This window comes from Bacillus sp. CFBP9009, assembly GCF_036541465.1.
Taxonomy (GTDB): domain Bacteria; phylum Bacillota; class Bacilli; order Bacillales; family DSM-1321; genus Peribacillus.
The window spans coordinates 103,950-124,749 of sequence record NZ_JAZHFU010000004.1 but is presented as its reverse complement, the minus strand read 5'-3'; the positions used below and the strand labels follow the sequence as shown (position 1 = coordinate 124,749).

Genomic DNA, 20,800 nt, shown 5'->3' with positions numbered 1-20,800 from the left:
TTTTCACTTTAATTATTCCGAATATTCAATTAATGAAAGGGCGGTAGAAAAAATGTACGAGGAAATCAAAAGTCGTTTAAGAGGATCCATAGCTCCAATTATCACTCCGTTTGATGACAAGATGGAAGTGGATGTAAAGGCAATTGAAAATCTAGTAAACTGGCATATTGAAAGCGGTTCCCATGGAATCTCGGTATGCGGGACTACCGGCGAGCCGAGTTCTCTAACGATTGAGGAACGGGAATTAGTGATGGAAACGGCAATCAAAAAAGCAAAAGCACGTGTTCCGGTTGCACCAGGTACTGGATCCGCCAATCAGAAAGAAACATTGCATTTGACTAAAAGGGCACAGGAAATGGGGGCTGATGCTGCTTTAGTCATCGTTCCTTATTACAATAAGCCGAATCAACAGGCACTTTACAATCACTTTAAGACGGTTGCCGATTCCGTTGATATCCCGCTTATCGTTTATAACATTCCCGGAAGAACGGCGACGAATTTGGAAGTGAAGACATTGGCACGCCTTGCTGAAGATTGTGAAAATATAATTGGCGTAAAGGAATCTAATAAAGATTTTGAACATGTGAACCGTGTCTTATTGAATTGCGGAAGGGATTTTCTCTTATATTCTGGCATCGAATTATTATGCTATCCGATGCTGGCTATTGGTGGGGCAGGACATATTAGTGCTACAGCTAATATCACTCCTAAAGAAGTGGCTGAAATTTATAACCATTGGGTTGAGGGTGATGTGGAAAAGGCACTTGACCTCCATTACAAATTAATGCCATTGAATGATGTTTTGTTTAAAGAAACCAATCCAGGACCATTAAAAGCTGCGATGGGGATGATGGGGAAAATCAATCCTGCACTACGGCCGCCGATGGGACCGCCTTCGGAACCGTTGGAAAAAGAACTGCGTGAAACCCTTCAATCATACGGATTGATTGACCAAAAAATCCAGTCATAATTGCTAGATTGGGAAGATTGCACAAATCCAAACGATTATTGTCATCTTCCCGAATTAATTTTTAAAGGAGGATTTATTCATGCAAACTTTTCCGGTGCAAGATGTCAAGCATTACATCAATGGTCAATTTGTTGATGGAATCTCAGGAAAAACATTTGAAAATCTAAGCCCTTTTAATAATCAAGCAATCAATAATGTGGCAGAAGGATTTAAAGAGGATATTGATCAAGCGGTAGCTGCCGCAAGAGCTGCATTCGATAATGGTCCATGGAGAACGATGAAAGTGGAAGAAAGAATGAAGTACATTAATAGGATTGCTGATTTAATTGAAGAGAATGCCGAAGAAATTTCCTTTTTGGAATCCCTTGATACAGGGTTGCCGATTAGCCAGACAAAAAAACAGGCGGCAAGGGGAGCGGAGAATTTTCGTTTTTATTCTGAAATGGTAAAAAGCAGGCTGATAGGAGAGTCGTATCAAGTGGATGACACTTTCATCAATTATACGATTCATAAACCGATAGGAGTGGCAGGATTAATCACTCCTTGGAATGCGCCTTTCATGTTAGAAACCTGGAAGATCGCCCCGGCTCTGGCTACAGGTAATACATGTGTCCTTAAACCGGCGGAGTGGTCTCCATTGACTGCCAATAAATTAGCACAAATCATTGACCAATCAGGTCTGCCAAAGGGCGTATTCAATATCGTTCACGGTTTTGGGGAGACAGCAGGGGCGTCCTTGGTTGCACACCCAGAGGTCCAATTGATATCCTTTACCGGAGAAACGACAACTGGCGCTGAAATCATTAAAAATGGTGCGGATACGATGAAACGTTTTTCCATGGAACTCGGAGGTAAATCACCAGCCGTCATTTTTGAAGATGCCGATCTGGAAAAGGCCATGGATTCAGTGGTTTGGGGAATCTATTCATTCAATGGGGAGCGCTGCACAGCCAATTCCAGATTATTTGTCCATGAATCGATAATAGACCAGTTCGTTGCAGAATTGAAGGAACGTGTTCATAATATCAAAATTGGAAACCCAATGGATCCAGAAACGGAAATCGGACCGCTGATCCATCGTAACCATTTTAATAATGTCTCCCGTTATCTGGATAAAGCAAAAGATGAAGGGGCGGAAATTGTAAGCGGTGCGATACCAAGTGCGTTCAACGAAGGGAATTATATTGCCCCGACGCTTCTCTTGAACTGTACAAATGATATGACGGTAGCACAAGAAGAGATTTTTGGACCAGTCATGGCAGTCATTCCTTTCAAGACTGAAGAGGAAGTACTGAGAATGGCTAATGATGTAAAGTATGGGCTTGCTGCTTATGTATGGACAAATGATATGAAACGGGGACATAGGTTTGCTCAAGCTGTCGATAGTGGGATGGTCTGGGTGAATTCCCAAAACGTAAGGGATTTGCGGATACCGTTTGGAGGATCGAAATATAGTGGGGTAGGACGTGAAGGTGGCCATTATAGCTTTGAATTCTATACGGAAACACAAGTTATCCACGTAGCAATTGGAGAACATCACATTCCTAAATTTGGGGACGTAAAACGAAATGCGGTTTCTTCTGCTGAAAAATAATCCGGGTGTCATAAAGAAGGGGAGAATACAATGAATTTTTCTATTATTCGTGTTGCGAGAACGATACTAAATGTAACGGATTTAGATAAATCAAGAGCCTTTTATGTGGATGCTTTAGGTTTTATTGAAACGGAAAGAACGAATGATCACATATATTTACGTGGTTTAGAGGAAGCGCATCATCACTCGCTTATCTTGCAAAAGGCAGAAAAGCCAAGCGTTGAAGCGATAGGATACAAGGTTGAAAAAGAGGAAGACCTTGAAGAATTGGAATCTTTCTTCCTGTCCAAGGGAATGAAAATGAAGTGGATGAAGGAAGGAACACAGCATGCACTAGGCAAGTCGCTCCGAGTTCAGGATATTTCCGGATTGCCAATCGAATTTTTCAGCAAAATGGATAAAGCAGAGAGGTTGCTGCAACGATTCGATATGCATAGGGGTTCAAGGGTCCAAAGGATCGATCATGTGAATTGTAATGTAACAAATGTGCAAAAAGCCTATGATTTTTATGTGAAAGAATTAGGTTTTGCCTGCTCGGAAGATACAGTGGATGAGTCGGGCCAATTATGGGCTACGTGGCTACATAGAAAGCAAACCGTCCATGACCAGGCATTCATGAACGGAATCGGTCCAAGACTTCATCATGTAGGCTTCTTTCTGCCTGACCCCCTTGCAATTATCCATGCCTGTGATGTACTGGCATCACTTGGATATGCACAGTCCATCGAACGCGGACCAGGAAGGCATGGCCTATCCAATGCATTTTTCCTATACTTAAGAGACCCGGACGGTCACAGAATCGAATTATACAATGGGGATTACTTAACATCTGACCCGGATATCGAACCGATTCATTGGGATTTGAATGATCCAAGACGCCAGACATTTTGGGGAGCAAAAGCCCCGGATTCATGGTTTGATGAGGCTTCAGCTGTTCTTGATATAATATCAGGTGAAGAAGTTCCTCTTAAAGAACCGATTCTGGCAAAAAGCAAGCCTGAATTCATCATCTGAAAAAAGCGGGATTCAGGATGAAGATCGAGTGTTTCGGCAAAACATACATTGACTTCACATGGTCATTTGGATAGGGCGCTTGTTTATATATACCTGTTCCAAGACCAATTGTCACCGTTTAAGGGAATTGGTGAATAGTTGATGGAAAACTGGAAGATTTGAAACGTGAAAGTATAAATAAGCCGAAACGGATGACGGATATGCGAGCCAAGTCTATTGCGAAAGTGCAAGCCTTCTAAAAGATATGGTCTGGGACAGGGCAGCAGTGGGAACTAACTGCTGCCCTATCTGTATATGTCACCGGTTAGACAAAATGTGTACGGAAAGCTTAGGGATGGGCTTAGACCTTCTTGTGCAGATGAGTTGTTTGGATTTTGGGAAAAAATTTCTGACAATGGAGAGGCTCAATACCATTTATAGTACCGTCCTTTGAAAAATAAATTTCAGAAGAGGTGTGAAGAGATGGTTCGGTTGGAAAAAAACCTTCAAGAATCGGAACAAACTAATCTAGTGGATTATGAAAGGATTGTTGCTTCCAAAGAGTTTCAGAATATGCTTTCCGATAAAAAGAAATTCGTCATCCCTTTTACGATATTCTTTATGGGATATTCCCTGCTTTTGCCCTTCTTAGTTTTTTACACTGATATCCTGGATCACCCTTTCATTGGGGACATAACATGGGCGTGGGTGTACGGTGTCTCCATCACGGTTATGTCTGTATGGGTTTGCAGCGTATATGTAAGGAAATCCGAAAGAATCGATGAACAAATAAAAGAAATCATCGAGAAAGAAGGGCTTTGAATCATGAATTGGACAGTTTTTATTCTTTTTGCACTAATGTCGATAGGCACCCTTTTCATTACGTATTTCGCTTCCAAAAAAACTAAAACGGCAGGCTCTTTTTATACGGCTGGGGGCGGTTTGACAGCTAGGCAAAATGGACTTGCATTGGCCGGGGATTTTATGTCGGCTTCCACATTTTTAGGGTTGATTGGAGCATTTTCCTTAACGGGGTATGATGGATTTTTCCTGATGTACGGAGCACTTGTTTCATTCCTTGTCGTGTTATTCCTGGTGGCTGAACCTTTAAGGAACTTAGGGAAATACACATTGGCTGATATGGTGACTACAAGGTTTAAATATAAACAGGTCCGGGGAGTGACCGCTTTTAATACCTTGGTGATATCAGTCATGTACATGCTGGGTCAACTTGTTGCGGCAGGTGCTTTATTTAAATTGCTTTTAGACATCCCGTATAATACCTCTGTCATCATCGTAGGTATTGTAATGTTGGTATTTGTACTATTTGGGGGGATGACGGCGACGAGCTGGGTGCAGATCATTAAAGCCATCCTGCTGATTGGCGGCGTGTTTATATTATTCATGATCGTCATGTGGAAGTTGAATTTTAGTTTCATTGGAATTTTCACGGAAATGAAAACAGCGACACCCATGGGTGCAGATTACCTGAAGGCAGGTATTAAATATGCCAGTGGGTGGGATGCAGCTTCCTTGTCCCTGGGCCTAATTCTGGGAACGGCAGGTCTACCGCACATTTTAATACGTTTTTTGACTGTCCCGAATGCACAAGTGGCAAGGAAGTCGGTTGTTTGGGTGATGTGGATTATGGGTGCTTTTCATATCATGGTCATTTTTCTGGGATTCGGTGCTGCGAAGTTGGTTGGAACATCGAATATCATGAACGCTAATCCAGCGGGTAACATGGCTGCACCTTTATTGGCCCAACTTGTGGGCGGGGACATCTTATTCGCCTTTATTGCGGCCGTTTCCTTTGCAACGATACTCGCAGTTGTTGCGGGAATCGTTTTAACAGGTGCTACGGCATTTTCACATGATTTTTACAATGAAATTTTAAAAGATGGCAAAGCTACGGAAAAACAGCAAATGACGATGGCTAGATGGGCTTCCATTGGTGTGACTGCACTTGCAATCGTTTTATCATTAGGTCTGCAGGAATTCAATGTAGCGTTTCTGGCATCGATTGCTTTTACATTGGCAGCCAGTTCGAATTTGCCAGTCATCCTTCTCACCATCTATTGGAAAAAATTCAATAAAACCGGTGCAATGGTCGGTATGATGACAGGTCTTTTTGGTACACTTTTGCTCGTGGCCTTAAGTCCAAATGTCTGGAACCCGGTCCCCGGAGCCACCATCATGACAGGTGACCCGATTTTTCCTTTGAATTCACCAGGAATCGTTTCCATTCCGCTTGGGTTCCTCGCATGCTATTTGGGTGCCCTGTTCGGTAACCGCAGGACAAATTTGGAAACGGTTACAAAAGACAATTATAATGAAATCCTCGTAAAGTCCAATACCGGTCATGATGTTAAGGGTGTTTTGCGACATTGAATGATATGCCTATTAATAAAGGGCAGGTCATCGAACTTGTGAATCGATTTTAACAAGCAGCCATCTAGGTTGCTTTTTTTCTTTTCATTGGAATAGAAATTCAAACCAACACCATAGATTATTAGAAAAGGTACAAATGAAATGAAGATTTAAGGATAACTGGCCATTCATTCAGAAAAAGTTTCTAGAAATTTGACGGCGCCTTTGGAAAGATAGCGTTCTTCGAGCCAAATAAGGGCGGCTTCGGATTGTACTTCACAATCTATCAATTCGACTATTTTTATACCCTGGGTTGAAAACGATTTGGATGTGGTACGTGGCATGATGGTAGCGCCTATTTCTTCCTTCACTAAAGATAATATCATTGCAGCATCAGGACATTCACATACAATCGTAGGTTCAAATCCATGTCTGGAGCACTCATCGACTATAAGTTCAAATGTACCTTGACCGCTTACCCTATGCAGCAATAAGAGGGGAAATTCCTTGATTTGTTTAAATTCGATGGAGTCTGGGATATCCCAATCATTTGGGGTGACAAGTACAAAATCTTCCGGTGGAAGGTTAACCGATGAGAATTGCTTACCATTAATAGGGAGCCTTACAATGGCCAACTCGATTTCCCTATTTATTAAGCCTTCCGTTAAACGGAACGTATCACCTTCCATTAACTTGAATCGTATGTCAGGGTATTTTACTCTAAAGGTTCTCATCCTTTGCGGAATGTAAGAAAAGCAAGTTTTTACAGACCCAATGGAAAGAGTGCCCTTTACCCCTTTACTGACTTCCTTCACTTCCAGAAGTGTTTCTTCAAACTGATTCAATAGTGCTTCAGCTTTTTTATATAAAACCTGGCCAGTCTCAGTGAGTTCAAGTTTTTTTCCATTCCGATCGAAAAGTTTTTCACCGATTTCCATTTCCATCAATTTAAGTTGCTGGCTAAGAGGCGGTTGAGCCATATGTAATTTTTTTGCAGCTTTGGTTACTTGTTCTTCCTGAACGATTGTCACAAAATATTTTAACTGTCGGATGTCCATTATATACACCTCATACATATGATTTACATATACATTTTGAACTTTTAAAGTATTTTATATATATCATAACACATGGTATATTTTGTTATAGAAATTAATTCAATATTTGGAATTTATTTAATTGTAAGCGCTTCATTTATATCGATGTTAAAGGGGGATGCAAGCATGCCGGCTAAAACAGGTAAAGAATATATCGATAGGGTAGACAAAGCAAAGGCGAATGTATGGATCAATGGAGAGCAAGTAAAAGATAAGATCAGTCAACACCCAGCTTTTAAAGGGGTCATGAAAACACAGGCTGAATTATATGATTTGCAGCATGATTCCGCGAAAAATGACATCATGACTTATATTTCACCAACTTCAAACGAAAGAGTAGGGACCTCATTCATGCAGCCGCGGACTAAGGAAGACCTTGAAAAAAGGAGGAAGATGATTCAAGAATGGGCAAGGCATAATAATGGAATGATGGGACGTTCCCCTGACTATATCAACAGTGGGATGATGGCGTACGGTACTGCAGCTGATATGTTCGGCACTCAGGATTCGGCATTTGCTAAAAATATGAAAGATTATTATGAGCTCTGCCGGGAAAAGGATTTGTCGTTGACACATACCTTGATTCAACCCCAGGTTAATAGGGGAGTTAGTGCCGCAAAGCTTCCGGACCCTTACATCGCTGCACGGATTGCTGGCAAGAATTCAGAAGGGCTGATTATAAAGGGAGCCAGATTATTAGCTACACAAGGAGGAATAACGGATGAAATCATGGTTTTCCCTTCAACATTGCTTAAACAATCGGAAGAAGAAAACCCTTATGCATTCGCATTCTCCATACCAAATAATACACCAGGGTTGAAATTCATTTGTCGTGAATCATTCGACTATGGCAAATCACATTTTGACCATCCACTTGGTTCACGATTTGAGGAAATGGATACGATTATCGTTTTTGATGATGTAGTCGTGCCATGGAATCGCGTATTTGCATATGGGGATGTCGGCATTTGCAACCAGGCTTATAATGAAAGCAATGCAGTTGTTCATATGACCCATCAGGTGGTAGCGAAGAATATCGCCAAAACAGAGTTCATTCTGGGGATTTTGCAACTAATGGTGGAAACCATCAATATCGGGCAATACCAGCATGTTCAGGAGAAAATTTCGGAAGTCATCATAGCGCTTGAAACGGTAAAGGCTTTCATTACAGCTTCGGAGGCAAACGCGAAAGTGGATAAGTGGGGAATGATGACACCCGATTTCACACCGTTAAACATAGCCAGAAATTATTATCCGAAGATTTACCCTAGATTCAGTGAAATAATGCAGCTTCTTGGTGCTAGTGGCTTAATGGCGATACCAAATGAAGCCGATTTCAATTCGGAGCTTCGACCGGATTTGGATAAATATCTTCAAGCCGCGAATGGTGGAGCCTATGACAGGGTTAAATTGTATCGTCTCGCATGGGATGTATGCATGAGTTCATTTGGTTCCAGGCAAACGCTGTACGAAAGATTCTTTTTTGGGGATCCGGTCCGTATGGCGAGCGCTTTATATAACGGCTATGATAAACAGGAATATGTGGACCGTGTCAAGGAGTTCTTGAACCGTACTGAAAACCTTGCAGAAATCAACTGAGCCCGGTAGCATTGGCAAAACATTTTAATTTAAAGGCCTTCCCGATGATGAGGAAGGCCTTTAAATATGAAATCTTGTTCATTTATTATATCGACCATGGATATTATTCTTCTTATATGTTCCAAAATCACTGAATTCCGTTAGTTCCATGGAGAGGGCAAGATATCTTTTTGAAAAGAGGGAAGCCAAATGGGATTCCATCGTTTCGAAAAGTAGGTCACATACTTTGGTTTTATCACTGTCTTTACGTCCAGCGCCAATTTTTAGTATGGCATGAACAAATGCATCATCCTCTGTACCATCGGCAACACGATAATGCTTCAATTCAATGGCCCGGGATCGAATGCCGCCAATTGGAAAGATGGAAGGATAAGATATCAGTACATCGTTCACCTTCCTTAATAAGCCATCAATCTGGATTTCATCTTTGATATTATCCGTATATTCAATAATAATATGAGGCATGTGATTAGTCCCTTCCGTTAATTATGGATTTTTAAATGCGGCCGATCCCCGCCTTCAGTAAATATATCGTCACCGACTATTGTGCTGACGAGTTTCCCGATTCCTTCAATTTCAGTGATGATTTCATCGCCTACAGCAGTATCCGCCAATCCTTCAGGTGTGCCGGTCAAAATGATATCACCTGGACTCAATGTCATGAAGCTGCTGAAATATTCAATTAAATCAGCAATGCCGAAAATCATGTCTTTCGTGTTGCCTTGCTGAGTCAATTTTCCGTTGACGTAAGTTTTGATGGCAAGATTCGAAGGATCTGGAATATCTTCGGCATCAACTAGCCAAGGTCCAATGGGGGTGCAGGTATCGCGATTTTTGACCTTTAAGTTTGGCCGGTAGTAATTCTCCAGATAATCCCGTATTGCATAATCATTTGCAACCGTATATCCACTTACATACTTAAAGGCTTCTTCCTTTTTTATGTTTTTCGCCTTTTTCCCGATGACGACTGCCAGTTCACATTCATAATGCATAAAAGCTGCATCAGCAGGCCGTCTTGTCTGTCCCCGGTGGCCGATAAAGGTATTGGGGCCTTTTAAGAACGCAAGGGGTTCTTCCGGGGCTTTAAAAGCAAGCTCCTTCGCATGGTCTGCATAATTCAAGCCAAGCGCGAAGACAGTTCGTGGTTCCACTGGGGGAAGCCAGACAACATCCTGCTCATTGACAATCCGGCCATCCGCCAATTGGAGATGGCCGTGATATTCACTTGCTGGATGTACGGCACCTGCATAGGCTACACGTGCTCTCTTCATAAAATCCCCTCCAGTGATAGTTTTTCCTCGGGAATGATTGTATTTTCCAAATATCCGATTTCATCAATTTCTATTCTGACATGATCATTGGCTTTTGCCAGCGGTGCATTTTCTGGAACTCCAACTAGAAGGACGTCACCTGTACTCAAAGTCATGAAGTCTGTTACATCCTCAATAAGGCGGGATATGGAGCGAATTAAATTTGAAGTTGAATTTTCTTGCTTTAGCTCTCCATTTATATATACACGGATGCCTAAAGAATCGGGGTTGGATATCGATTCCTTGGATACGACCCAGGGACCGATCGGGCAAAATCCATCACGGGCTTTATGGCGGATCGCAGGACGGAAAAAGCTTTCATGAGGAATGCTGATATCATTGGCAATCGTAAATCCTTCTATATAATCCAATGCATGTTCTTTCTTGACTCTTGTGGCCGTTTTACCGATTACAATTCCAAGTGCGGCCCCGATTTCCAATTCAGGTATGCTGTTTGGAAGGGGAACTGGATTTGAAAAAGAAGAAAACGTGTTTCTAGGTTTAATATAAAGGATCGGCCCTTTAGGAGGTTCATTATAGGGAGGATGGTCGATCTTTCCCTTCAATGCTTCCAATGATCCTTTATAGTTTAATAATGTTCCATATACCGTTCCTGAAATAGGGTTATCCAACTTGATTTGTGATACCTCATACTTATCACCATTCATTAATATGTAGCGGTTCGACAGTATTTCGATTTCTTCTGAATAATCTGACTTAATGAGCTTCACTCTTGCTTTTGTCATGGACACTCACCCCTTGATTTTTATTAATCATATATGATATCGTATATGATTTTTTGCTTAAGTTCAACACATTTAGATTATTCAGTATAATTAGACAAAAAATGTTAGAAAAAAGAGGTGTTTCAAGAGAAAAATGCCTTGAACATTTAGTTAGTATGAAGCTAGGAATTCAAAATGAAAGAATGTGAATGGGGATGTTCCGATGATGGCAAAGAGTATTTAGAAAGTTTACGAGATGGAAGAACTGTATTCTTGAACGGAGATAAGGTAGATGATGTGACGACACACCCGGCATATCGCAACTCTGCCAGGTCAATTGCCCAACTGTATGATGCTCTCCATGATCCGGTTAGTGCACGGATTTTAACGGCTAAGACAGATGAAGGCCATACTACCCATAAGTTTTTCAAGGCTTCAAAGAACGCAACAGAGCTGCTTGAAGCAAGGGATGCCATAGCGCAATGGTCAAAATTGAGCTATGGTTTCATGGGTCGCACGCCTGATTATAAAGCTGCCTTTACAGGGTCGTTGGGACCGTATAGCGATTTTTATAAAGGATTTGAAGATAATGCGAAAAGATGGTATGAAAAAACCACAAGGGATGTTCCCTTCTGTAACCATACAATTATAAATCCGGCAATGGATAGGAATAAACCGCTACATGAAAATAAAGAGGTTTTTGTGCGAACGGTAGAAGAACGGGATGATGGAATAATCGTAAGCGGCGCCAAAATGGTTGGTACTTCTGCAGCCCTTACGAATTATAATTTTGTCGCGAATTATTCTCCTGTCGATCTTGGGGAAGGAGATAGAAGCCATGCATTGATTTTCTTTGTGCCGATGAATGCGCCTGGATTAAAAATGATCAGCAGACAGTCTTTTGAAGAAACGGCTTCCAAGACAGGCACTCCTTTCGATTACCCGCTTTCAAGTCGGTTCGACGAAAATGACGCAGTCATCGTCCTTGATCATGTTTTCATCCCATGGGAGAATGTATTCGCCTATAATAATGTGGAAATTGCCAATGGATTTAGATCCAAGACTGGGTGGATGAACCGATATACATTTCATGGCTGTACACGCTATGCGGTGAAATTGGACTTTATGGCTGGGCTTCTGATTAAGGCTACGGAGATGGCAGGAACGAATCAATTTAGGGGAGTACAAGCCAACATCGGGGAAGTGCTTGCTTACAGGAATATGTTTTGGGCAATCTCGACAGCGATGGCTACAGATCCTATGGAAGGGCTGAATGGCACTGTTCTGCCCAATAGCACATACGCAACTGCATATAGGGTGTTTGCACCTATGGTATGGCCAAAGGTAAAACAGATATTTGAACAGGTTGTAGCAGGTAATCTCATTCAACTCCCATCAAGCTCCAAGGATTTTTTAAACCCTGAGGTCCGTCCGTATCTCGATAAATATTATAAGGGATCTGGCGGGGTTTCGGCAGTGGAAAGGGTAAAACTGATGAAACTTATATGGGATTCCATCGGAACTGAATTTGGTGGAAGGAATGAATTATATGAAATCAATTATGCGGGTAACCATGAAAATATTAGGCTAGAAACCATGAAAATGGCAGATTCAAATGGACAATCGGATAAATTCAAAGCTTTTGTGGACTTGGCAATGGACGATTATGACCTTCATGGCTGGACAAACGATAAGTGGATAAATGATGATGAAGGCATTGATGCTGATGTGATCCAGCTCCGAATGAATTAATCTGAGTAGGAAAACGTGAATGGTTTGTATCGGAATCCCACCGGCTTTTCCACCACTGCATGATATGAATGCGTTTACATTTTTCCTTGATAGGTAAGGTGTGGAAAAAGTATAATATTATGTAAAAGGAAAGCCGGGGGGAATCATGACGAATCTTTTGAATCTTAAGAATGACGAAGGGGAAATTCATTTAAATGATGAGAGGATGATCCTGACTTCCTCTTCAATTTTCGGTACCCTAAGAAAAGACTTGATCGAGAATATTGGATTTGAAAGAATGAAGTCTTTTTTAATACGTTATGGCTGGAATATCGGAGTCAATGATGCTAAAAAGGCACTAAAAGGGAATTTGTCAACGGTTAAGGAAATACTGAGGCAAGGTCCCATCTTACATATGCTGCAGGGTTATACAAAAGTTAATACTAAAAAACTGGAATTATCAATGGATAATCAAACGGATGTACACTCTGTAAAGGTGGAAGGGGTTTGGGTGAATTCCTATGAGGCAGAGGAACATATCACCCAGACAGGCATCGCGGAAAAGCCAGTCTGTTATACATTGACGGGTTATGCAAGTGGATTTTATTCGACGGTCATGAAGTGATTTTTAAGGAAAGTGCCTGTAAGGGCGCTGGGCAATCAGAGTGTAGATACGAAGGTAAATCGATACATTTATGGGGCATGGAGATTCAGGATGAATTAAAATATTATAAAAGCAAACCGATTGTTCAAGAGCTTGCCGTGACATATGAAAAGCTGCTGGAGGAACGCAATAGTTTATCAAAAGTGATGGATATTCATAATTTGCTGACAGAAGAGTTAATTAACGGAAGAAGCCTTCAATCGATAGTGAGGACGGTTTATCAGAAAACGAAAATACCTTTGTTGATGGAGAACTTCAATAGCAATCAGGTTTATCATGCTGGATTTCACAAAGGGAAGGTAAGGGAAGTCAGGAATCAGCTCAAACTAATGAGAGAAAATGGTCCTGTTACATTGGAGACCGGAAGAATCGTAAAAGATGGGATGGAACTGCTTTATACTCCCATTACGTTACAAAATAAAACTTACGGCTATTGTGTTTTTGCGCAATCGGATCCGGTCGAAGGAAAAACTAACTTGGAAATCAATCGAATGATTCTTGAAAGGGTTTCCATGACCGGTTCCTTATTCCTCTTAAATGAGAAAAGCAGTTTTGAAGCCCTCGAAAGGGTAAAAGGTTTATTTCTTGAACAAATATTAAATGGAGAGTTTGCTTCCAAAGAAGAAATAATAAAAAAAGCATGTATTTAGACGCTTCATTGGATCATCCTTTCACCATTGCGGTACTTGGCTATGGTTTTTCCTCCAATCGGGGGACAGAGAATGACTATTTCATTCAGCAGAAAATCATCGAAGAGATTTATAGTTTCTTTAAAAAGCGGAATCAAGTTGTCTTAACAGCCTTAAGGGATGGTAATATCGTATTGCTTATACCGCTGAGTCCGGGAACTGAATTTCAACTTCGCACCAAGGAATGCATCAATCACTTATATACTGTTTTTAGCGGATATAACTTTAAAATGGGGCTTAGCACAATAAGTGATGAATTGGAACGGGTTCACGAGGTTTTTCAAGAAGCTTTAACCGCATTGAATATGAATGAAGGAACTCTGGATATTATTAAATTTGAAGAAGTAGATCTGCTATCCATTTTAATGCATGCGGGGAGTACTCCAGCGGTCCTGCAAAAAGCCGAGAAAATGCTGGGTCCTTTATTGATGAAAGATGACCCAAAAATGAATGAATTATTGAAAACGCTTTATGTATTTCTGCAATGCGGTGGAAATCTTGAATGCAGTATGAAAGAATTGAACATTTCAATGAGTGGTTTACGGTATCGGATCAAAAGACTTGAAGAGTTGCTTTCCTGCCAAATAAGAGATCCTAAAAGTGCTTTTCAATTATATGCATCATTTGAAACCCTGTTGAAGGCGAAAATGATTACCATTGGTCGATAGGATTCAATCCTTTGTTGAAAATAGAAATGTCGAATGATACATATACCAAGATGACTTTACTGTAATGAGCTTGGGCGATAGTGAAAAGTAATCTACATACAATCTGGCGAGTACTCTCCAAAACATTATAAGTGTGATAGAAAAGGCATGGAAGTTCCGCTTCAATTGATTTATTTGCTTGTAAGCAGGGCTATGGGTATAATAAGTAGAGTAAATTCCTTAGTAAGTTAAGCTATTTTTGGAGGTAAATTCCGTGAAAATTACAATAAAAGATGCTAGCAAATTCGTCGATCAAGAAGTTACCATTGGAGGCTGGCTTGCCAGCAAACGTTCCAGTGGGAAAATTGCTTTCCTTCAAATCCGTGATGGCTCTGGTTTCATTCAAGGTGTGGTCGTGAAAGCTGATGTGGGTGAAGAAATTTTTGCTCTTGCGAAATCGGTTTCGCAAGAGTCATCCTTGTATGTAACAGGTGTCATTCAAAAGGATGAACGCTCGCCGTTCGGTTTTGAGTTACAGGTGAAAGATATTGAAATCATTCATGAATCATTGGATTATCCCATTACACCTAAAGCGCATGGTCCTGAATTCTTAATGGATAACCGCCATTTGTGGCTGCGTTCAAAACGGCAGCATGCAGTCATGAAGATCCGGAATGAAATAATCCGTGCTACATATGAATTCTTTAATGAAGAAGGTTTCGTTAAAGTGGATCCCCCAATTTTAACTGGAAGCGCACCAGAGGGAACGAGTGAATTGTTCGCGACCAAGTACTTTGATGAGGATGCATACCTTTCACAAAGTGGTCAGCTCTATATGGAAGCGGCTGCCATGGCACTTGGGAAGGTATTTTCATTTGGTCCTACCTTCAGGGCAGAAAAATCCAAAACAAGACGACATTTAATCGAGTTCTGGATGATTGAACCAGAAATGGCTTTTATCGAATTTAAAGAAAACCTGGAGGTTCAGGAGCAATTCGTTTCTTCGATCGTCCAATCCGTATTGAAAAACTGTCAGCTTGAGTTGAATACACTGGGCCGTGACATAGCGAAGCTTGAACAAATTCAAGCTCCTTTCCCACGTATTACATATGATGAAGCCATTAAGTTCCTTCATGAACAAGGATTTGATGATATCCAATGGGGTGATGATTTTGGAGCTCCGCACGAAACTGCGATAGCGGAAAGTTATGATAAGCCCGTTTTCATAACTCATTACCCAACTAAAATCAAACCTTTTTATATGCAGCCAGACCCTGACAGGAAAGAAGTCGTTCTTTGTGCCGATTTGATCGCTCCAGAAGGATATGGAGAAATAATTGGCGGTTCAGAGCGGATTCATGATCAGGAATTGCTAGAGCAGAGAATCAATGAGCATGGCTTGAGCGAGGATGCTTACAAATGGTATATGGAATTAAGAAAATATGGCTCTGTACCGCATTCAGGCTTCGGTTTGGGATTGGAACGCACCGTTGCATGGATCAGTGGGGTCGAGCATGTCCGTGAAACCATCCCGTTCCCACGCCTATTAAATCGATTATATCCTTGATTCCGTAATGAAACGGTTATCTTGCCATATTTGGCAGATAACCGTTTTTTGTTAAAATTATAAACTTATTCGGGGAGCCGTATTCATGTTATACTTAACCAGAGGTGTCCAAAAACATGAATAAAGAACATTTATATGCGTGGTTTAAGGAAGGAACGATAACGATTCCATCCTTTTTGCTGACTAACTATAGTACAATGGGACTAAATGAACAAGAAATGGTCCTTTTATTACAATTGCAAAGCTTCATAGATAAAGGTAACCATTTCCCTGCACCATCCCAACTTTCTGACCGAATGACATTGCAGGAAACGGAATGTCTATTCTTGATCCAGCGTTTGGTCCAAAGGGGATTTATTGAAATGATGGTTGAGGATAGCCAAGAAATCGGACAGGAAAAATACTCGTTGTCTCCACTTTATGAAAAAATGATGGACTGTTTCTTGAAAACTTTGAAACAGACAGAGTCTGCTGAAATCCAAAAAGCGGGGGAGAGCCTTTATACGATTTTTGAACAGGAGTTCGGCCGCCCTTTATCTCCATATGAATGTGAGACATTGGCAATGTGGATGGAGGATGACCATCAACCCGAAATCATTAAGTCAGCTCTGAGGGAGTCTGTCATTTCCGGAAAATTGAATTTCCGATATATTGATCGAATTTTATTCGAGTGGAAAAAGAATGGAATTAAAACCTTGGAACAGGCAAGGGAGCAAGGACAAAAGTTTAGGGTTCACCAAAAGAGGGACCGAAAGACGGAAAATGCACGACCATTGAAAGATGTGCCTTTCTATAACTGGCTCGAGCAGTAATGTAAATTGAAGGAGAACCAATATGTTGAATAAAGCTCAAATTCGATATTGTCTGGATACGATGGGTGAAATGTTTCCGGATGCCCATTGTGAGCTGAATCACTCCAATCCATTTGAATTGGTGATTGCTGTTGCCCTGTCAGCTCAGTGTACGGATGTATTAGTCAATAAAGTAACGAAGGATTTATTTCAAAAATATAAAACGCCTGAGGATTACATAAGCGTTCCGATAGAAGAGCTGGAAAATGATATTCGCTCAATCGGTTTGTTTCGTAACAAGGCTAAGAATATACAAAAGTTGTCGCGCATGCTGATCGAAGAATACGGTAAGGAAGTTCCCAGAGATCGTGATGAGCTTGTTAAATTGCCTGGCGTTGGCAGAAAGACGGCGAATGTAGTCGTTTCCGTTGCTTTTGATGTGCCTGCGATTGCTGTGGATACCCATGTAGAGCGTGTTTCCAAGCGTCTGGGATTATGCCGTTGGAAGGATAGTGTCCTCGATGTTGAGAAAACGTTGATGGCTAAGATACCAAAGGATGAATGGTCCGTTACGCATCACCGCCTGATATTCTTTGGACGCTATCATTGCAAGGCCCAGTCACCAAGATGTGAAACCTGCCCGCTTCTTGAATTATGCCGTGAAGGAAAAAAAAGAATGAAAAGGAAAGAAGCCAATTGACGCAGTCCATATCATTGAAAGTCCCTGAAGAATTGGACCACCCTTTGTTTTTTCCTGAAAAGGAAACCATCTTGGAAAAAGAACGTTTTGCAGGTTGGAGTGGAACGATCCCATTCGAGGCTTTCCCGTATGAGTTACTTTATTATAATAATGTAGAGGCGTATGCACCTTGGACTAAGGGGGCATTGCATATAAAGGAACTGCTGGAAAAATGGAAGGGAATTGATTCAGAATGCAGTTTGCTATTTTCCGAGCGAAAAGTGGGACAGACTTTGGGACTCATGAAGCAGGGGATCGGTTTATTTTTAACCGCAGTCTTCTGGATGCATGGAAAGCCAGTGGCATTGAGTGATTTCCGGGCAAAAATAGAATCCTTTACCAATATTCCGGTGAACCTTGCTGAAAGGCTTTCTTTCATCCTTGCTAGACCCGCTTTTTTTCATTCATATAGACAGCTTAGTGAGTTGTTCCGAGAATTTGAAAAGCAATATGTGAAGTTCATGATCAAAAATAAGAACAGCCAAAAAAACGTCTAAGCTTTTAGCTTAGACGTTTTTTAAGTCAATCTTTATATATATTTATTCCGTATCTTTGTTTGGATCTGGGTCCGGGTTAGGGTTAGGGTCAGGGGTCTCGCCTGGTTTTTCCTCTTCTACCGTTCCAGGGTCAGTGGCATCATCCCCGCCTTCGACGTCCTCATCACCATTATTCCCATTTCCATCATCAGTGTTGTTGCCATTACCATTACCATTACCATCATCAGTGTTGTTGCCATTACCATTATTGCCGGTGTTGCCGTTATTTTCGTCATTGCCATTATTGCCGTTTTCGCCATTGTTATTTTTGTCTTCGTCTTGCTTATCTTCTTCGCCTTCAGCAGGCGTTTCTTGTTCTGGATCTTCACCTTCGGCCGGATCTTCAATCTCCTCGTCCTCAGTATCCTCAGGAGCTTCCGCTTCAGCAGGTATTTTGACAGATGTACTCGCAGGATCACTTTGTTGGTTATCCACTAAAGCCACCACTGAGAAAGTATATTTACTACCAGGGGTTGGATTAGGGATCGTTAAACTAGTATCCTTCGATTTTTTTAATACGCTCTCTGCTCCGCCATCAACGGACATCTTAACCTCGAATTGGGTATTTCCATTTCCTTTAGGATATGACCATGATAGATTGATTTCATTGCTTTCCTGATTGTAAGAAGCGTTAATGCCAGGTGAGTCGATTTTTTCATATTCTGTCGTCACTTGTGTCGGTTCGTGACCTTTAACATAATATTCATAAGTGATTTTACTGCTTGGTGTGTATTCATTGGCTTTAACAGCTGGATTCGAACCTTTGATGACTCCAACCTTCACAACACTGTCAGGTTGATCAAAGTCTTTCGTTTCTTTTGATTGAGCCATATGTTCCATTAAATTCTTAAAGATGGATTTAGGGATCCTTTGAGATGATTCACCCAGATATTCCATTTTCTCACCAGATGCATTATCATAACCAGCCCAAACCGCGACAGTATAATTGGTTGTATAACCTGCCATCCAGCTATCTTTTACACCGGAAGATGGGATGTTGTTCGCTGCACGCTGTTCAGGCGTGAAATTGGTTGAACCCGTTTTACCGGCTACAGGGAGACTAGGTATATTGGCTAACCTTCCTGTTCCATAAGGTTCTTTCATGACGCTTTTCAACATATCCGTCACGATGAAAGCTGTGGAATCTTTCATGACCGGTTTTGATTCCGTCTTGTTTTTAATGGTTGTTTTATCACGTAAAACAATCTTTTTAACACTATGCGGCTCATTATAAATACCGTTGTTTCCGAATGAACTGTAGGCTCCGGCAAGTTCGAGTGTAGAAACATCCTTACCGCCGCCCAATGCTGCCGATTCGGTGATTTCCTTGTCAAAAGGAATGCCAAGGTCAGCGGCAAAATCACGTGCCCGGTCCAAGCCGACTGCTTGAAGCGTTTTTAAGGCAGGGATATTTAATGACCGAGCAAGTGCTTCACGAGTGGTTACAGTACCATAATGTCGTCCGGAAGCATTTTTAAGCGATGTTCCATCACTGTAAGTGTATTCCTCATCCTTGATTTGATGGTAGGTGGACCAATTTAAATATTCTACGGCAGGACCATAATCCAGAATAGGCTTAATGGTCGAACCAGGTGATCGCTTGGCATCCGTTGCATAATTCCAGCCGCGTTTAACCGTCGTGTTCCTGCCGCCGCCCACTGCTTTGATTTCACCAGTTTCTGTATCGAGTAATGTGACTCCGGCTTGGAGATCTTTACTTGGATAATTGATGATTTCATCACTATTCAACATGTTATAGACATATTCTTGGGCATCTTTATCAATTGTAGTTTGGATTTCCAAACCATCCGTAAAGACGTTATAGTCACCCATATCCCCGACTTCCTCAATTACCAAATCGATGAATGCATCGTATGCCGTCGTATCGATTTGACTCTTATCGATTTCTTGAAGTCCCTCTGTTATATCGATGCTTTGTGCATTTTTCATTTCCGTTTCGGTGATATATCCATGTTTATTCATTAAGTGCAGGACAATATCACGGCGTTCTTTTGCACGTTCAGGGTATTTATACGGGTCATACCTGCTTGGACTTTGCGGTAATCCTACAAGCATGGCCGCTTCGTTCAATTTTAATTCGTTTAGATCTTTTCCATAATAAGTTTGCGATGCAGTTAAGATTCCGTTTGCGCGGTTTGCAAAGAAAATCTTATTCACATACATTTCAAAAATTTCTTCTTTTGTATATTTTCTTTCAAGCTGTATGGATAGCCACATTTCCTGGACTTTCCTTTTGATGGTCTTATCAGGTGTTAAATAAGAACGCTTGATAACCTGCTGGGTCAATGTACTTGCACCCTCTGAGCCGAATCCGTTTTTGAAGTTGGCTATGACGGCACTGCCCAGACGTAAGAAATCGACACCGTGGTGTTCATAAAATCGTGAATCTTCCGTTGCCAGGAAAGCTTCTTCGACAAGGTCGGGTATGTCTTCATAATTTACATAATCCCGGTTTTCCTTTCCGATTTCAGCTAGCAATTTACCATTTTCATCGAGAATCTTGGATGTGACCGGATCTTTCAAAAGCTTTGCGTCAAGTTTTGGAGCGTCGCTGATAAAGTAAGCCATTGCAGCTCCTCCGGCAACAAGGCCTATTATTCCGATTGTAACAAGTATAAGGAAAATTCGCTTAAGCATATTTGTTGGCTTTTTAGGACCTGTTTTCTGTCCCTTTTTTTGAGTCTGCCCCTGCTTTCGGCGTTCTTCTCTAGTATTATATTTTTCAGCCATTACAGCTAACCTGCCTTTCTAAAAAAA

General features: G+C 41.3%; 19 protein-coding genes. 14 read left to right on the top strand and 5 right to left on the bottom strand.

Annotated elements, in window-relative coordinates; genetic code table 11:
• Positions 1–52: 52 nt before the first annotated feature.
• The 5 genes from hpaI to V3595_RS13640 all read left to right on the top strand — a co-directional run bounded on the left by hpaI (position 53) and on the right by V3595_RS13640 (position 5,948).
• Positions 53–970 (top strand): 2,4-dihydroxyhept-2-ene-1,7-dioic acid aldolase, encoded by a 918-nt coding sequence (hpaI, locus tag V3595_RS13660; RefSeq protein WP_485907736.1) that lies wholly within the window; start codon positions 53–55, stop codon positions 968–970.
• A 79-nt stretch (positions 971–1,049) separates the two neighbouring features.
• Positions 1,050–2,564: a 5-carboxymethyl-2-hydroxymuconate semialdehyde dehydrogenase gene (gene hpaE, locus V3595_RS13655; protein ID WP_485907735.1), complete on the top strand. Its 1,515-nt coding sequence runs from the start codon at positions 1,050–1,052 to the stop codon at positions 2,562–2,564.
• A 30-nt stretch (positions 2,565–2,594) separates the two neighbouring features.
• Positions 2,595–3,578: a 3,4-dihydroxyphenylacetate 2,3-dioxygenase gene (hpaD, locus tag V3595_RS13650; RefSeq protein ID WP_101222390.1), complete on the top strand. Its 984-nt coding sequence runs from the start codon at positions 2,595–2,597 to the stop codon at positions 3,576–3,578.
• A 429-nt stretch (positions 3,579–4,007) separates the two neighbouring features.
• Entirely contained in the window at positions 4,008–4,379 is a 372-nt protein-coding gene (locus V3595_RS13645) for a DUF485 domain-containing protein (RefSeq protein WP_485907733.1), read from the top strand.
• A gap of 3 nt (positions 4,380–4,382) precedes the next feature.
• Positions 4,383–5,948, top strand: a complete 1,566-nt coding sequence (locus V3595_RS13640) for a solute symporter family protein (RefSeq protein WP_485907732.1) — start codon at positions 4,383–4,385, stop codon at positions 5,946–5,948.
• Between the two features lie 167 nt (positions 5,949–6,115).
• On the opposite strand, the gene V3595_RS13635 is transcribed toward V3595_RS13640, so the two are convergent.
• Positions 6,116–6,985, bottom strand: a complete 870-nt coding sequence (locus tag V3595_RS13635; protein ID WP_485907730.1) for a LysR family transcriptional regulator — start codon at positions 6,983–6,985, stop codon at positions 6,116–6,118.
• 165 nt (positions 6,986–7,150) lie between these two features.
• Here V3595_RS13635 and hpaB point away from each other — a divergent pair, with 165 nt between their 5' ends.
• The gene (gene hpaB, locus V3595_RS13630; protein ID WP_485907728.1) at positions 7,151–8,623 is read left to right on the top strand and encodes a 4-hydroxyphenylacetate 3-monooxygenase, oxygenase component; all 1,473 of its coding nucleotides are present in this window, start codon (positions 7,151–7,153) and stop codon (positions 8,621–8,623) included.
• Between the two features lie 78 nt (positions 8,624–8,701).
• On the opposite strand, the gene V3595_RS13625 is transcribed toward hpaB, so the two are convergent.
• From V3595_RS13625 to V3595_RS13615, 3 genes are read right to left on the bottom strand one after another with little or no spacing between them, the layout of a single operon-like run.
• Positions 8,702–9,088 (bottom strand): 5-carboxymethyl-2-hydroxymuconate Delta-isomerase, encoded by a 387-nt coding sequence (locus V3595_RS13625; protein WP_485907726.1) that lies wholly within the window; start codon positions 9,086–9,088, stop codon positions 8,702–8,704.
• Between the two features lie 17 nt (positions 9,089–9,105).
• The gene (locus tag V3595_RS13620; protein WP_485907724.1) at positions 9,106–9,894 is read right to left on the bottom strand and encodes a fumarylacetoacetate hydrolase family protein; all 789 of its coding nucleotides are present in this window, start codon (positions 9,892–9,894) and stop codon (positions 9,106–9,108) included.
• Entirely contained in the window at positions 9,891–10,679 is a 789-nt protein-coding gene (locus V3595_RS13615; RefSeq protein WP_485907723.1) for a fumarylacetoacetate hydrolase family protein, read from the bottom strand. Before V3595_RS13615 ends, V3595_RS13620 begins: the two co-directional genes overlap by 4 nt.
• A 174-nt stretch (positions 10,680–10,853) precedes the next feature.
• On the opposite strand from V3595_RS13615, the gene V3595_RS13610 reads away from it, so the two are divergent.
• The 8 genes from V3595_RS13610 to V3595_RS13575 all read left to right on the top strand — a co-directional run bounded on the left by V3595_RS13610 (position 10,854) and on the right by V3595_RS13575 (position 17,983).
• Positions 10,854–12,410 (top strand): 4-hydroxyphenylacetate 3-hydroxylase family protein, encoded by a 1,557-nt coding sequence (locus tag V3595_RS13610; RefSeq protein WP_485907722.1) that lies wholly within the window; start codon positions 10,854–10,856, stop codon positions 12,408–12,410.
• 145 nt (positions 12,411–12,555) lie between these two features.
• On the top strand, positions 12,556–13,014 hold the full coding sequence (locus V3595_RS13605) for a XylR N-terminal domain-containing protein (protein WP_485907720.1): 459 nt from the start codon (positions 12,556–12,558) through the stop codon (positions 13,012–13,014).
• Entirely contained in the window at positions 13,011–13,703 is a 693-nt protein-coding gene (locus V3595_RS13600; RefSeq protein ID WP_485907718.1) for a hypothetical protein, read from the top strand. The genes V3595_RS13605 and V3595_RS13600 overlap by 4 nt, the downstream gene beginning before the upstream one ends.
• Entirely contained in the window at positions 13,694–14,410 is a 717-nt protein-coding gene (locus V3595_RS13595; protein ID WP_485907717.1) for a PucR family transcriptional regulator, read from the top strand. The genes V3595_RS13600 and V3595_RS13595 overlap by 10 nt, the downstream gene beginning before the upstream one ends.
• Before the next feature lie 253 nt (positions 14,411–14,663).
• Positions 14,664–15,956 (top strand): asparagine--tRNA ligase, encoded by a 1,293-nt coding sequence (gene asnS / locus V3595_RS13590; RefSeq protein WP_485907715.1) that lies wholly within the window; start codon positions 14,664–14,666, stop codon positions 15,954–15,956.
• Between the two features lie 116 nt (positions 15,957–16,072).
• A complete protein-coding gene (locus V3595_RS13585; RefSeq protein WP_101222379.1) occupies positions 16,073–16,768 on the top strand; it encodes a DnaD domain-containing protein in 696 nt (231 codons plus the stop codon).
• Between the two features lie 22 nt (positions 16,769–16,790).
• Positions 16,791–17,447, top strand: coding sequence for an endonuclease III (nth, locus tag V3595_RS13580; RefSeq protein WP_101222378.1), 657 nt, complete (start codon positions 16,791–16,793; stop codon positions 17,445–17,447).
• Positions 17,444–17,983 carry a YpoC family protein gene (locus V3595_RS13575; RefSeq protein WP_485907713.1) on the top strand — a complete coding sequence of 180 codons (540 nt, stop codon included), beginning with the start codon at positions 17,444–17,446 and terminating at the stop codon, positions 17,981–17,983. Before nth ends, V3595_RS13575 begins: the two co-directional genes overlap by 4 nt.
• A 42-nt stretch (positions 17,984–18,025) precedes the next feature.
• Here the strand turns inward: V3595_RS13575 and V3595_RS13570 are convergent, their stop codons facing one another.
• Positions 18,026–20,773, bottom strand: coding sequence for a PBP1A family penicillin-binding protein (locus V3595_RS13570; protein WP_485907711.1), 2,748 nt, complete (start codon positions 20,771–20,773; stop codon positions 18,026–18,028).
• Positions 20,774–20,800: the final 27 nt, after the last annotated feature.